Source organism: Leptotrichia trevisanii DSM 22070, from assembly GCF_000482505.1.
GTDB lineage: Bacteria > Fusobacteriota > Fusobacteriia > Fusobacteriales > Leptotrichiaceae > Leptotrichia > Leptotrichia trevisanii.
Map to the genome: position 1 here is coordinate 35,352 of NZ_AXVL01000016.1, position 15,229 is coordinate 50,580.

Annotated in this window: 11 protein-coding genes; 1 reads left to right on the forward strand and 10 read right to left on the reverse strand. The window is 32.4% G+C overall.

Features of this window, described 5'->3' with window-relative positions; all coding sequences use genetic code 11:
* Positions 1–248: 248 nt before the first annotated feature.
* Together K324_RS0104205 and K324_RS0104210 are read right to left on the reverse strand one after the other, a co-directional pair.
* A complete protein-coding gene (locus K324_RS0104205; protein WP_232056084.1) occupies positions 249–3,395 on the reverse strand; it encodes a cellulase family glycosylhydrolase in 3,147 nt (1,048 codons plus the stop codon).
* Between the two features lie 132 nt (positions 3,396–3,527).
* Positions 3,528–5,264 (reverse strand): hypothetical protein, encoded by a 1,737-nt coding sequence (locus K324_RS0104210; RefSeq protein ID WP_026748068.1) that lies wholly within the window; start codon positions 5,262–5,264, stop codon positions 3,528–3,530.
* A 372-nt stretch (positions 5,265–5,636) separates the two neighbouring features.
* Between K324_RS0104210 and K324_RS0104215 the strand changes: the two genes are divergently transcribed.
* Entirely contained in the window at positions 5,637–7,004 is a 1,368-nt protein-coding gene (locus K324_RS0104215) for a B12-binding domain-containing radical SAM protein (RefSeq protein ID WP_026748069.1), read from the forward strand.
* A gap of 198 nt (positions 7,005–7,202) precedes the next feature.
* On the opposite strand, the gene K324_RS0104220 is transcribed toward K324_RS0104215, so the two are convergent.
* The 8 genes from K324_RS0104220 to yhbY form a co-directional block, all read right to left on the reverse strand.
* Complete coding sequence (locus K324_RS0104220) at positions 7,203–8,243, reverse strand: glycosyltransferase family 4 protein (protein WP_232051200.1); 1,041 nt, start codon at positions 8,241–8,243, stop codon at positions 7,203–7,205.
* Positions 8,137–9,393, reverse strand: a complete 1,257-nt coding sequence (locus K324_RS0104225) for a glycosyltransferase family 4 protein (protein ID WP_026748071.1) — start codon at positions 9,391–9,393, stop codon at positions 8,137–8,139. The genes K324_RS0104220 and K324_RS0104225 overlap by 107 nt, the downstream gene beginning before the upstream one ends.
* Before the next feature lie 269 nt (positions 9,394–9,662).
* Positions 9,663–10,538 carry a ribosome biogenesis GTPase YlqF gene (gene ylqF / locus K324_RS0104235; protein WP_026748072.1) on the reverse strand — a complete coding sequence of 292 codons (876 nt, stop codon included), beginning with the start codon at positions 10,536–10,538 and terminating at the stop codon, positions 9,663–9,665.
* Between the two features lie 742 nt (positions 10,539–11,280).
* Positions 11,281–11,970 (reverse strand): 16S rRNA (cytidine(1402)-2'-O)-methyltransferase, encoded by a 690-nt coding sequence (gene rsmI, locus K324_RS14260; protein ID WP_051354386.1) that lies wholly within the window; start codon positions 11,968–11,970, stop codon positions 11,281–11,283.
* Positions 11,971–12,021: 51 nt separating this feature from the next.
* Positions 12,022–13,338, reverse strand: a complete 1,317-nt coding sequence (locus K324_RS0104245) for a S41 family peptidase (protein ID WP_026748073.1) — start codon at positions 13,336–13,338, stop codon at positions 12,022–12,024.
* A gap of 92 nt (positions 13,339–13,430) precedes the next feature.
* The gene (locus K324_RS0104250; RefSeq protein ID WP_026748074.1) at positions 13,431–14,168 is read right to left on the reverse strand and encodes a TlyA family RNA methyltransferase; all 738 of its coding nucleotides are present in this window, start codon (positions 14,166–14,168) and stop codon (positions 13,431–13,433) included.
* Positions 14,169–14,395: 227 nt separating this feature from the next.
* Positions 14,396–14,857 (reverse strand): divergent PAP2 family protein, encoded by a 462-nt coding sequence (locus K324_RS0104255; RefSeq protein WP_026748075.1) that lies wholly within the window; start codon positions 14,855–14,857, stop codon positions 14,396–14,398.
* A 31-nt stretch (positions 14,858–14,888) separates the two neighbouring features.
* The gene (yhbY, locus tag K324_RS0104260) at positions 14,889–15,227 is read right to left on the reverse strand and encodes a ribosome assembly RNA-binding protein YhbY (RefSeq protein ID WP_026748076.1); all 339 of its coding nucleotides are present in this window, start codon (positions 15,225–15,227) and stop codon (positions 14,889–14,891) included.
* Between the last annotated feature and the right edge of the window lie 2 nt (positions 15,228–15,229).

Genomic DNA, 15,229 nt, shown 5'->3' on the forward strand with positions numbered 1-15,229 from the left:
AAAAATTCAAAAAAGTTAAGATTCCTACAATTAATTAATTATAGCCATTATTCTATAGTTGTTGTGCGGGTTTATAATTACTATTTTTTTTAGTTTTGTATCATAAGCATAACCTCCATCATTGCTTACTTCTCTAAAAAATACTTTCTTTTACAGTATTTTCAAATCAATTTAAGTTGATTTTCAGGTTACCTAAAATCATATGAAATTAATCATCATATTCAAGCAACCTGAAATAAAGTCCACCACTATTTTTTATACAGACGCACATAATCAATCTCTGTAGTTTGAACCGGGAACGGAGCATTGATGGAAGGTGGGGTTTGACTAGGTTCCCATTCTACATAATCATTAATAATGAAATGCCATTTATCGTTCTCAAATCCTTGTTTGACTAAAGCGGAACTGATGTTCAGCTTACTATAGTCTTCATCCGGCATAGTTGAAAGATAGTTACCATATTGATCATATCGAGTATTGTCAACTACACTGATACGTCGAGCATCTTTAATACGATAATGAACCACAGGAATCAATCTTCCGTCCATATAATAACTTACTTTCGTTCCATCAAACTCAATTGCCCAGACATGCCATTCGTCTGTAAGCGATTTAGATTGTCCGCCAACACGGTTTTCCAAACGGTGTGTAAAGCCACGAGGAGTCCATTCGTGATTGACTTGGCTGTAATAACAACTGATATTGGATGCAGGCCACGCATAACTCGGAGTATCTGCAAACCATTCCAAAATCAATAGTGATCCATAAGGTGCATTACCGCCGGGAACTTTACAGATAGGTGTGTCTATATCATTTTGCTGTTTCTGCATCCACAGAGCTGTACGCATTCCTCGCAAATGATTCCAGTTCATTTTAGCACGTATTTCCGCACGGAATGGCTTTGAAGCATCCACAAGTTTGTCAGATTCCAGCCTACCACTTGAATATTGGGTAACCTTACCTGCAGGACATACACCCGTAGTTGCATTTGCATCAGTTAGAGGATCTCCTTTTCTGTTAACACAATGACGTCGTGTAGTAATTTTGGCACGTTCACCATCCAGACTGATGTTGTTTGGCAGATAAGTCAAATGACTTCCCAGATGATTAATAATTCTTTTACTTTGCCAATTTGCAGGAAGACTTCTGTCCTTAAATTCCCAACACTTCACACTCTTCCATTGGCCCGAAGCATCTGTGGCACTGTCACATCCATTTGCAAGTGGAGCTGGAGATGGCGAAGGTGCTGGATTATTATTAATAAATCTTCGAATTACATCTACTGCCTTTTTTTCAGTACCATCTGACTTCCAAATTCCAAAATAATTTTCAGGATCTGCCGCATCCAGTACATCAGGACGTCCGTTATGATCAGCATCAATGTTTGCATCAGGAACACCATCTCCATTTGTATCAATATTTACATCAAGCCATCCATCGCCGTTACTATCCCTATCCAATACTCCTGAAGTAATATAAGGCTTTCTGTCTTTTGCCTGATATAAAATAAGAGGGCCGAATATATTTGATCTTTGATACCATCCTAAAATTTGACTTATTATATTAGCCTGTTTTGTTTCTTCAACACCGGGATAAGAAGCATCCAGTCCTACTTCTGATGGCCATATTTTTTTATTACCATCACCGTGTTCTGACATTATCTGGTATAATGTTTTCTCTCCTCCTCCAGGTTTTACAACATCACCTATCATATTTGCCCAGCCATTATCCCCAAAAGCTCTGGCATAAATTCCATAAGGATGGTGCGATAATCCATCAAAATATCCTTTTGCCCCGGCTCTGTACATTCTTTCCAGAAATTCCATAGGCCCGATATACCCTGTTGAATTGTTGGTAGCACCTACCGTCATCCCACCAGCCATAATATTCACATCAATATGAGCATTATGTGCTGCTGTATACGCTATTTTCAGCAAATCAGTATAATGTTCAGGATTCGGTTTAGGATTTTGAATAGTATCATGCCAAAACTCAGGATTTCCTGGTTCATTCCAAAATTCATAGTCTATTACTCCCTTTGGAGCGTATCTTTTTACCAATGCACTTACAAAATTTGAAAAACCATTATCATATTGTGGAAGCGGAGCAAATGAAGCTACCCAAATTTTTCTTGCATTTAACGCATTTTTTTCAGCAGTCGAAAGTTTGTCTGCCCCTGTCGCCCATTCAGGAGCACCGCTTATCTGCATTAAAACTTTTAAGTTATATTTTCTTGCAAGAGCAACGGCATCATCAATGTCCTGCCAATCATATCCTCCATTTTTTTTAGATTGGATTCTATGCCATGAAGCTGTAATTCTTACCCACTGAAATCCTACTCTTGCTATTTTTGAATAAGAGTCTTCCGCTTCTTGAAGATTACTTCTCCAAAAAGGATTGACAGGCTGTATTCCAATTCCTCTCACATTATGAATTTTTGAATCGTCTTTCTTCTGTTTTTTAGGATTGGAACTATCATCTTTGCCACCACCATTTCTACCATTTTGAGGTCCAGAAGTTCCACCTTTTCCACCGCCTCTATGATGTCCAATTCCACCAGCAATTGCTCCGACAGCAGAAGCTCCTGCCACTCCGCCGATAATAGGCCCAACAGGAACTTTCCCTCCTATATTGCCTCCTAAAGATCCTATATTTCCTTTTGGCTGTCCTATATTTCCAATAATATTACCGGCTTTTTCCGCTGTATCTGAACAGTTCAATATTACCGCATCACTATTTTCTGGATTATCTGGAAAAACTTTATTCCCGTCAACAACTCTAACTATATTTGAACATTTTAAAGTTATTTCATTTGAATTAGCTGTTCCGCCGCTATTTATCGCTGTTTCATTTTTTAGCAGATTTTCAGATACACTGGAACATTTTAATATTATATCATTTGAACCGCCACTGTCTGATAACGGTATTTCAGTTTTATTTACATTTTTTACTGTATTTGAACATTTCAGCTGTATTCCCTTAATGCTTCCAGTTTTATCCGTTTGAAATAATTCATTTGCATTAATTATTCTAACTATATTTGAACATTTCAGTATTTTTTCATCAGAATTTCCATTTTTTTCTGCTTCACCTGCTGCATTTTCACTTGTATTTAAGCATTCCAGCAGTATATCTTTGGAATTAACTTTATTTGTTCCAATCAAATTCTCACTGCTGTTTTCAGAATTTAGACATTTTAAAAATATATTATTGCCATTATTTACAGCTGTTCCCATTCCCTGTGCAGTTTCTCCTGCCATATTTGAACATTTTAATAATATTTCGCTGTTATTTTTTATTTCACTTGCTGAAGACGTCACATTTCCTGCATTTTCAGCCATTATTGAAAAACTTGTAAAAATGAAGAGCAAAACCTCAACTATAAATCTTTTCATTCTGTATCTCCTTTCTAAAATTGTCATTTATAAAAGCCAAAAAAATCTGAATTTTTCAGCACTTTTTCAACATATACTTAATTTTTTCTCCTTATATATCTAAAATACTTTATAAAATTAATAAACATAATTTTATAATCTATCGAAATTTAAATTATTGATTATATCTATAGCATCCTTTTCAGATATAGTTTTGTTGTTATCTTTTTTTATTTCATCTTCAGAATATCTATTATTTTTTACAGCATTGGTTCTTAAAGTCGAAACCTTGTTGCTGTTTTCTTTTAGATTAGCAGCTATATCTATTCTGTCTTCTTCCGGTATATCATAATAGGTATAAGCTGCCGCCCTTGCTTCTCTTATTTCATCTTCAATATATTTTTTATTTTTTGCAGTGTTCTTTTTTAAAGTTGAAATTTTTTTATTTGTTTTGTTTAGATTGCCAGCTATGTCTATCCTGTCTTCTTCTGGTATATCATTGTAACCATAGGCTGCTGTTCTAACTTCTTTTATTTTTGGCTTATTTTTAATGCTTCCTATTCTGTATCCCACTCTTATACCGAATGTATCGATTTTACCTTTAGTTTTGACAGGATTGACTATATCTTTCGGCTGATATTTAAAATTTGCCCTTTCATAAAGAGCTTCTATAGAAACTGGCCCTAATTCCGTACCTAATCCTCCAGCATAGTAAAGTCCTCCACGAAGATCTTTCCTGTTAAAATTCTCCTCCTTTATTTCACCATGCACATATCCTATTCGTCCAACGGCATAAACAAGATTATTACCTTTGTTATTTACCAAGTTAATCTTCGTTGTAGCGTAAGCAGGATAAGTCCTTAAAACGTGTTTCTGTTCTCTATCATTAAAAAAAGCTGTAATATCAAGAAATTTTTGCTCTACACCTATTCCCAGTTCAACAGCTCCCTGATTATCAAATAAATATTCCAATCCAATAACAGGCATTTTTTTTATATCAAAATCTGACTTTGCAGACTGCCATTTATTATTTTTCATTCCTGTCCCCAAAAACTGTTCTGGCTGGACATTATATCTATTTTTGAAATTATATCCTGCATTTAGCCTGAGTTCTCCACCATTCCATTTTCTTTTCTGAATTTTATCGGTAGTGTACTGCATATCTCCCGTTTTAGCAAAAATATCCGTTCTAAAAGGATCGAAAGGTACAACTTCATTTTTTTTCTTTGATAAATTTTTCGTATTTTCAATACTGTACCCTATCCTTATACCAATTGTATTTATGTTGTCTTTAGTCTTTTTAAAATTATTTATGGTACTTATATTATTTCTGTTTATGTTACCTAAATTTACTTTATCATATTGTAAATTTGATCTTTCATATAAGGCTTCTATGGAAACTGGCCCGACTTGAGTACCTAAACCTCCCGCATAATAAAGTCCTCCACGAAAATTTTTATCATTTAAATCTTTCTTATTATCTCTTCCAGCTTTAGCATGGGCATATCCTGCTCTTCCAATAAGATAAACCAGATCATTTCCCGATTTAGAAGTTACCAAATTATATTTACCTGTCAGGTACATTGGAGTTATTTCATACATTTTAATTTCCTTTTTATCTTTTAAGGCCGAAGATTTTACAGAAAATTTATGTTCCGTACCAATTCCTAGTTCAAGTCTTCCCTGATTGTCAAATAACCACTCGATTCCTGCAACGGGGCCATTTTTGAATTTATAATCATAGTTGGTATTTGAAGTCCCCTTCTGATGTTTAGTCAAATCATTTTTATATGCCCTGTCAAAATCCCATCCCCCATTTATTTTAATTTCCTGAGCCATTGCAGTAGCTGCCGACAACATCATTGTACTTAAAATGTGTAATTTTTTCATAATTTTTGTTCTCCCTTAATTCTGCAAATCTCTTTTTTATAATTTCATACTCAAACATTTAAAAAAATTATAAAAAAATAAAAAACATTATATTTTAACTAAAATATATCTTTCTTAAGTAAATATATTCTACTAAATTTTTTAGGATTTTTCAATAAAAAAAATAATATCAGTACATTGTATAATCAAATATAACACTAATTTCTTTATTGAAATTGACTTTTTTTCTTGTTATAATTATAGCAAAACCACTTTAAACACAAATTTAAAAATTATGGCTCTTTGCTCAAATCCTAATTTTTTCTAATTTAAGTTAATTTTATTTTGAAGAGGTTTGAATATACATAAATAATAAAAACGAGGTGTTACTATATGAAAATAAAAATGATACTGCCTGCTCTTACAGAAGCTGAAAGCCCATTTTGGCGTCCTGTCAAATATTCATTATTTCCTCCACTGGGACTGGCAACACTTGCAGGGTATTTTTCAGAAGATGACGAAATAGATTTGCAGGATCAGCATGTAGAAAAATTAAATTTAGAAGATAATCCTGACTTGGTTATTATTCAAGTGTATATTACAAATGCTTACAGAGCTTATAAATTAGCCGATTACTATAGGAAAAAAGGCAGTTATGTAGTATTAGGAGGGCTTCATGTAACTTCATTGCCGGAAGAGGCGATGGAACATGCCGATACTATAATGATTGGCCCAGGAGAAGACATCTTTCCTAAATTTTTACAGGACTTTAAAAATAAAAATCCACAAAAAATGTATATTTCTACACACAGAACTTTAATTGGAGCACCGCCTGCACGAAGAGATTTAATTAAAAGAAATAAATATCTTGTACCAAATTCTATCGTGGTAACGAGAGGTTGTCCTCATCATTGTGATTTTTGCTACAAAGACGCTTTTTACCAGAATGGAAAATCATTTTATACTCAGCTTGTCGATGATGCGCTAAAAGAAATTGACAGGCTGCCAGGAAGACATTTATACTTTTTAGATGACCATTTATTAGGAAATCCTAAATTTGCTGCGGAACTTTTTGAAGGAATGAAAGGAATGAACAGGTTGTTTCAAGGTGCGGCAACAGTTGACTCAATACTTACGGGAGATTTAATAGAAAAGGCTGCTCAAGCAGGATTAAGAAGTCTTTTTGTAGGATTTGAAACTTTTTCTCCAGAAAATCTAAAATCCAGCAATAAAAATCAAAATTTAAAAAGAAACTATGAAAAAGCAGTAAACAGGCTTCATTCGTTGGGAATTATGATAAACGGGAGCTTTGTATTTGGATTGGATTACGATGACAAGGACGTCTTTAAAAGAACTGTTGAATGGGGAGTAAAAAACGCCATAACAACTTCTACTTACCACATTCTAACTCCTTATCCAGGAACAAGGCTGTTCAAGCGGATGGAAGATGAAGGCCGAATAATAACAAGAAATTGGGATTTATACGATACAAGACATGTTGTCTATAAAACCCGAAATATGACTGCTGACGAAATCGAACAAGGCTATAACTGGGCATACAAGGAATTCTACAAATGGAAAAATATATTCAGGGCAAGTGGATATCACGAAATAGATAAGCATAAGCTAAAACACTTTTTTTATACAGCTGGCTGGAAAAAATTTGAACCTTTCTGGAATTTTATAATAAAAACTAAACATTTAAACAATATGACTCCCGTGCTTGAAAGCATACTAAGCAATGTCAGAAAAAATAAATAATAAAAATTAAATGAACTTAGTATTCTGAAAATACAATCATTCATTATTTTTAAGTCAGTTTTAAAGTAGTTTTATTGTATTTAATAAGTTGAAATGTTTAAAATTGGAGAGAAAACCATTTTTTATTTATTGTCCCTGGTTTTCTCTTTTTAATTTATTGAAATTATTTGTTTTAGGTTTTTTTATATAAAAAGATTTTTATTTTTTTTGATTTAATATATACTCATAATATTCTTTGTATTTTTTTCCTACATTGAACAAATCTCGTTCTTTTGCGATATTATAAGCCTGTTCCGTTAATTTATCCAAGTTTTCCACATTGTTTTCCACAATGCTTCTTATTTTTTCACAAAATTCCTCATTATTCCTAGCTTTAAAGCATGTTTTCCCATCTTCCAGCCAGTCTTCATACACAGGAATATCCCTCACTACAAGCGGTAATTTTGCTGAAAGTGCTTCCAGCACCACGATTCCTTCATTTTCCTCATACGTCATGAATAAAAAGGCTTTAGCGGCACTAAATGCTCCGATTAAAATATCTTTATCAACGTATCCTGGAAAAATCAAGTTTCTGGGAGGATTTTCGATGATTTTCTGTATTTTGTCAGGCAGCATTGATTTTACACTTGACGAGCCGAACCAAAGGAATTGGTAATCGCTACATTCCTGTGCCACTTTTACAAAATCTTTTATCCCTTTTCTCTCAAAAGGCAATCCAGCCGTTATAATTAATGGTTTATTTATGTCATAAACCGATTTATACTCATTTAAAAATTTTTCTTTTAAAGCCTCATTTTTATTAAATTTATTTATATTTACGCCATTTGAAATTACCCTAATTTCTTTTTCCTTTTCCAAATATTTTGATTTTATAAGGTTTTTAGTGTATTCTGATGGGGAAATCAAATAATCTGCTTCATTATATAATTTTTTTGTCCAGAATTTTATAATTGGTGACAAAACGTAACTTCCCTTTATGCTCCCACGAAAATCCTCATATGTCGTATGTGTATGATAAATCACAGGCTTGCCTTTTTTCTTGGCCTGTTTTAATACTTCGTACGACTTTAATGCAACTGTATTTATATGTGCTAAATCGTAATCATCTTCCGGATCCTGTGTAATTTCAACATTATTTGCTCCAAGGGCTTCTACCTGATGATTTAAGGCTTGTCCAACGCCGGATTTGCTGAAGGAACTTTTCCCCTCTGAATATAGTAAAACTTTCACGACTATCATACTCCTCTATTGTTTTTTTATAAACCGCTTCCACTCTTTCCCCAAATTTTTGTGCTGTGTAATCCTGTGAAGCGACAAAAGCATTTTCGATAATTTTCTCCCGAAATTCCTTATCTTCCTTTAAAAGCATTATAGAATTAATAAATTCCTCTTCTGTTCTGTAAACAAGCCCTGCTTCATTTTTTACAAGCAAGTCTTCCAAATTCAAGTCGTATCTTGCCACAACAGGCGTTTTTGCAGCCATTGCCTCTACAAATGTAAGCCCCTGTGTTTCCGATATACTCGCATTCAAAAATACATCCCCCATCTGATAATAAGCTGCCACCTTATCATGTGGCACTTCCCCTGTAAAAATAACCCTGTCTGAAATATCAAGTTTTTCAGCCTGATTCTTTAAATCATCCAAAATTCTTCCACGCCCGACAATCATAAACTTAAAGTTTTCATCCTTAATTTTGGAAAACATATCAATTAATAAATCAATACTTTTCTCTTCGGCAATCCGTCCGATATACACACAAAGAAAATCACTCTTCTCTATCCCAAAACTTTCTCTCATAAATTCCAAATCTTCGTCTGAATAATTCCCACGATAAAATTTATCCAGTTCCAGTCCAGTTGGAATAATATTCATTGTCTGATCAACACCGTAAGAATACAAAATATCCTCAACTTTTCGTGTAGGCACAATTAGAGCGTTGCATTTTTCACAATAAAACTTACTAATTGCAGCTGCAATCTTTTTCCCAGCTGAAACAAATCTCGAACCAAAAATATAATGTGTATAATATTCATACAAAGTATGATACGTATGAACAAGCGGTATTTCCAAATTAACCGCAGCAAATCTCGAAAATGTCCCCACTCCCCATTCTGTCTGGGAATGAATAATATCTAGCTCCAATCTCTTTATTTTTTTTATTATTTTTGAAGAATAAATCATTCCTAGCCGATACTGTGGCAACGGTTTAAATTCCATACTTGGTATTCGCAAGACATTAGGCTCGACTTGTGGCGCATCAGGATCAGTCGTAGTAATAATATACACCTTATGCCCTAGCTTTCTAAGCTCCTTCTCAAGTGTCATAATTGAACTCACAACTCCGTTTACTTGAGGCCTATACGTATCTGTAAATATCCCAATTCTCATTTTTACACTTCTCCTTCTATAATAAAATCTCTTCCAATTCTATTTTTCCCCTTTTGAAAATTTTTTTAGGTTATTATAAATTTTCACATAAATAATTATCTTATTATATTTTACCTGTATCATTTTTTTTAAATACAGTAATTCTATTTCAATTTTAGAGCAAAAAATTTTGAAAAACATTGAAATAAAAACACAATATAACTCCAATTTTAAAGTAGGTTTACTGTATTTATTTTATAAAATTTAAATAAAAAAATCTCTCAATTATGCTAATTTTTAGGAATTTCCAAAAAGAATCTTCCTATTTTTCCCATTCTGTAATCTTTCAATATTCTTCTTGAAATAATTTCATAATTATGTTCATCATTTTTAGAAACTCCCAGTCTTTTTTCCAGAATTTCCAGTATCTTATAATTTTCCAATCCCAGAATTTCCTCATCAGCTGTATATTCTTCCAAATTATATACTTTCACCAAATTCTGAATTTTTCCCAAATCCTTTAATTTATCCAAAAATTTCATTGCAACTTGCTCAAGTGGCAACACATTATCCTTTATCGAACCAGTAATTGCCAGATTGTAAGCCACTTCATCATCTTCAAATTTTGGCCATAAAACCCCCGGTGTATCTAGCAGTTCCAATTTTTCATCAATTTTTATCCACTGCTTTCCACGTGTAAATCCTGGAGTATTCCCCACTCTTGCCTTATTTTTATTTACAAATTTATTAATAAATTTAGACTTCCCAACATTAGGAATCCCAACAATCATCGCCCTTACTTCAGTTTTACGAAGCCCTTTTTTCTTCATCTTTTCCAATTTTTCGGCATAAATTTTATCCGTAATTTTCCGTAACTCATTAAAATTTGTCCCTTTTTCCACGCTCAAAGCCACAAAATAATCAGAAAAATTATTTTCCAAAAAATAATCCTCCCAAATCTTCCATTCCTTGCTATTAATTAAATCCACCTTATTCAGCACAATAATCTTCTTTTTATTATTTGCCAACTTTGAAATATCTGGATTTTTACTAGAAATCGGAATCCTTGCATCCAAAATCTCAATCACAATATCAATTATCTTAAGATTTTCCACAATCAAATCCTTCGTTTTCTTCATATGCCCCGGATACCAGTTTATATTCATTCTTTCATTTTCTCCATTTTCTATCTATTTTTTATAAAAAATATTATCTAAATTTTTATTTTTAATCCTAAAATTAAGGTTAATTTTAAAATTAAAGATAAAAACTCAATATTATCAACCTTTTCTATCTATTTTTCAGTTTATTTTTTTATTTTTATTTCAATTTATTTTTATTAATAATTATTTTCTTATTTTATTTATATTAGTTTTTTTAACGCAGAGGTATCAGACACCATACCTCTTATTTCGTAATAACACTTATTTTAACATCTTTAACTGGTTGGTTATCACTTAATAGTTGTGGCGAAAGTTCTACAAACTACTCTGGCTTTACGCAAAACTTTCTTATAACAGAAAAAGAAAACTCGATTTTTAATAACAATTCTCTCATTTCTTTAAATAATTACAATTCAAATTGTATTCAAAAATCTCAAACAATTCTTTTTTTATTAACGAAATTTTGCTTGAGAATTCATTTAATTAAATTATTTTTTATAATTAAATTAAAAATGTCGTGATTTTTTTGAAATAAAAACTACTATCTGAGCTTTTTCAAAATATTGAAGTTAAAGTAATAACCTCTATTAAAAAGCGAGTTTAGTTTTTGTTTCAAAAAAATGCTTAGACAAGCCAGGTTTGCAAAGGGGATGGCGACTGTTCCCCTTTGCTTTATAAAAAGGAAAAAACATATAAATTACAAAAAAAATATTTATTAACGACAATTCATTAAAAAAATATATTCTTATTGATTTTTTAAATAAATACCATCATCATTTATAGCCCTTATAAATAAAACAATTTCTCCCTTAATTGGCTTTTCTTCCAACTTTTTTATAATTTCAGAAACATTTCCACGGATTATTTCTTCGTAAATTTTGGTAAGTTCCCTTGTGATTACAATGTAACGTTCTCCCAAATACTCCTTCACATCCTTTAGAGTTTTCAAAATTCTGTTTGGAGACTCCAAAATTACAATAGTCCGCTCTTCTTCCTTTAATTTGTTGAAAAGTGTCTGTCTACCTTTTTTCTTTGGTAAAAAGCCTTCATATGCCATTCTTCGCATATCCAGTCCTGAAATGCTTGCACCTGTTACAATCGACGAGGCTCCTGGTATTCCAACAACTTTTATCCCAGCCTTCAAAATCTCATTTACCAGCTCAAAGCCAGGATCTGAAATACACGGTGTTCCAGCGTCTGTTACAAGTGCAATTGTTTTTTCATCTTTTAGAAGATTGATAATGTTTGTGATCTGATGAAGTTTATTATGCTCATGGTATTGGTACACTGTTTTCTGGATTTCATAATGGGAAAGAAGTTTTTTTGTAATTCTTGTATCTTCTGCAAAGATATATTCAACTTCCTTCAAAACTTTTATCGCTCTAAAAGTTATGTCCTCTAAATTTCCAATTGGTGTACCAACAACATAAAACATATATTTCTCCTAATTTTTAATTTCTTTTCTTAATTTTTCTAATTTCTATTACTATTTTCTTTTTCCTGTTCCGATTATTTTTTTATTCATTTCTTCGACTGCTCTTTTTAACTGAACATCTCCCGCAGAAATAATTTTAGTGGCTTCTTCCTTACCTTTATCTTTTATAATAATTTCCTCAATTTCTTTTTCTCTGTTTTTTCTAGCTTGCTCACTGTCATTTGCGTATCCTTTTAGTGCAAGAAGCTCTTCCATTTTCACTTCTATATCCGGCTCAATTCCTTTTTCATGAATGTAATGTCCTTTTGGCGTAAAGTATTGGGCAATAGTAAGTTTTATGGCATCTTCTGTTCTCAAAGGTATAACTTGCTGCACAATTCCTTTTCCAAATGTCTTTTCTCCAATAATTGTACCACGTTTGTAGTCTTTAATTGCACCTGTTACAATTTCCGAAGCACTTGCGCTTGCTTTATTTGTCAATACGATTAATGGGAAATTACCTAGATTTTTTGAAGTTCTGTTATAATTTCTTTGTTGTCCATTTTTATATTTCAAGTAAACGATTAAGTCTTCTTTTACAAAAAGTGAAGAAATATCCTGTGCTTCCTGCAGTGATCCTCCTGGATTAGAACGTAAATCCAGGATTAATCCCTTCATTCCTTTAGCTTGCAAATCTTTAATAGCTTTTTCAACTTCGGCTCCAACGTGATTTCCAAATCTTAATAAACTCACATAACCGATGTTATTTTCAAGCATTTTGCTTTCAACCATTTCCAGTTTGATTTTTGCTCTTGTCAATGTGAACTTCATTGGTTCCTTTTTACCTTCCCTAACTACTTCTAAATCAACTTTTGTGCCTTCCTTACCTTTCAAAAGTTTTACAGTTTCATTTGCTGTAAGTGGTAAAATATCTTTCCCATCAACTTTTATAACTTTATCTTTTATTTTAATTCCTACTTTTTCAGCCGGACTTCCGATAAATGGTGAAATAACTTCAAGAGCTTCCCCTTTTTTCTTGCTAATGCTCATTCCAACACCAACATATTCACCTTCCATATCTTCAGAAAAGTCTGCCAGATCTGCTTTAGACAAATATTCTGAATAAGGATCCTTAAGTCTGTTTACAACTCCTGCAACTGCCCCTTCATAAAGTTCCTTTTTGCTTGGAGTAGCTTCCTTTCCAACATAATTATTTTCAATAATATTTATTACATCCACAATCCTGTTCAGTTCCGTCGTATCTTTTGAATATCCGGCACTTGTATTTTTGTCATTTCTTGATGTTTTTATTATAGTAGTTGCCGCAAACAAAGGCATACTTACCAATACTAATCCCAATACTGCTTGTACTATTTTGTTTTTTTTCATTTTTCCTCCTAAAATATACTATAATAATCAACTGCAAAATTTTACAATTAACTATTGCATTTAAATAAACTCTTTTAAATATTACTTTAATTCTATGAAAATTTTAATAACATTAAAAATTCTTTGTTTCCCTTCGCTCCTTTTATTGGCGAATCTCCTACACCAGCCAGTTCGTATCCGCATTCCTTTGAAAAGGAAATTATTTTTTTTATGGCTTCATCATGATATTCTTCATTTTCTACAACACCATTTCTTCCAATTTTTTCCCTTCCAACTTCAAATTGTGGCTTAACCAGCATTACAATTTTTCCATTTTTTTTAAGAAATTTTTCAAAATATGGAATAACCTTTGTCAAGGAAATAAAAGAAACATCAATTACGATGATATCAGCCTTTTCATTTCCAATATCCTCTTCCTTCAAATCCTTTATGTGCATTTCCTCCAGCGAAACAACTTTTTCGTTATTCCTCAATTTCCAGTCAAGCTGATTTTTTCCAACATCAACGCTATACACACGCCTTGCCCCATTCTGCAATGCACAGTCTGTAAATCCGCCTGTAGATGCCCCAATATCAAGCACTAATTTATCACTAAAATCCAAATCCCAAGTCTTTATGGCTTTTTCCAGTTTCAATCCACCACGACTGACATATTTTAATTTTTCTTTAATACGGATGTTTAGCTCATCATTGTCCTTAAACATTGTTCCAGCCTTTGTTACAACCTGTTCATTTACAATAACGTTTCCAACCATTATTTCCCGCTTGGCTTTTTCCCTCGTTTCAAAAAACTCCCGCTCCACTAGGATTAAATCCAATCTTTTTTTCATTGCTTTCTCTTTCCAGTTTGTAATAAATAAAAGATAACTTATAATAAATCATATCCCTTATTTTTCTATTTATTTTTTATTACTAAAATCATATTTACAAAAAATTACTCATAAACTTATTTATTTTACCATATTTTAAGCCATTTTTCAAATTTTTAAGCAAAAATGATAAAGTAAAAAGAAAAAATCACAGTCAAATAAACTGCGATTAATTCCAAAAATATTTTCTAACCTAATATATATCCTTTGAATAAAAGTCCTATAACAACTCCAAGAACACTTCCCCAAAACACTTCCACCGGTGTATGTCCAAGAAGCTCCTTAAATTTTTCATTGATTATTTCTATGCCATCATGATGTTCAATGGCGTCCACCAGTGTGTTTAAGGCTTTGGCGTGTTTTCCAGCCTGCTGTCTTACTCCTGTCGCATCATACAGGACAATTCCTGCAAATACCATCGAAATTGCAAATTCGATTGAACTAAATCCTTTTAGTAAAAATACACCTGTTACAAGGGAAACAACTGTTGAAGCGTGGGAACTTGGCATTCCACCAGTCTGGACAAGTCTTGCCCACTGAGGCTTCTGTCCCTTGAATACAGGAAAAAAAACTTTGTAAAACTGTGCTGAAAAGCATGAAATAGCCGCAACATCAAGAAGCCTGTTTCCAAACAGTATTCCTCCACTCATTTATTTTTTCCTCTCCATTTTCCATAAAATTTTATCTATTATTTTTTTTACTTTTTCTAAATTCATTAAATTCAGGCGTAATTTTTGCATCCTTTGTAGTCTTGGGCTTGAAAAATATTAATACATTTCCTATTTTATCCACAAATACTGATTTTGTTTTTTGGGCAACTTCTGTTGCCATTTCCCTATCAAATTCAACTGATGAATTTTGCAGAATTTTTACTTTTATCAGTTCTCTTTTTTTCACAACTTCGGCAATTGATTTTAGTACATTCTCATCAATTCCATCCTTTCCGATTCTCACAATTGGATCCAGATTGTGTGCCAATTTCTTTAAAAAAGCTCTCTCCTTACTTGAAAGCTGTATCATTT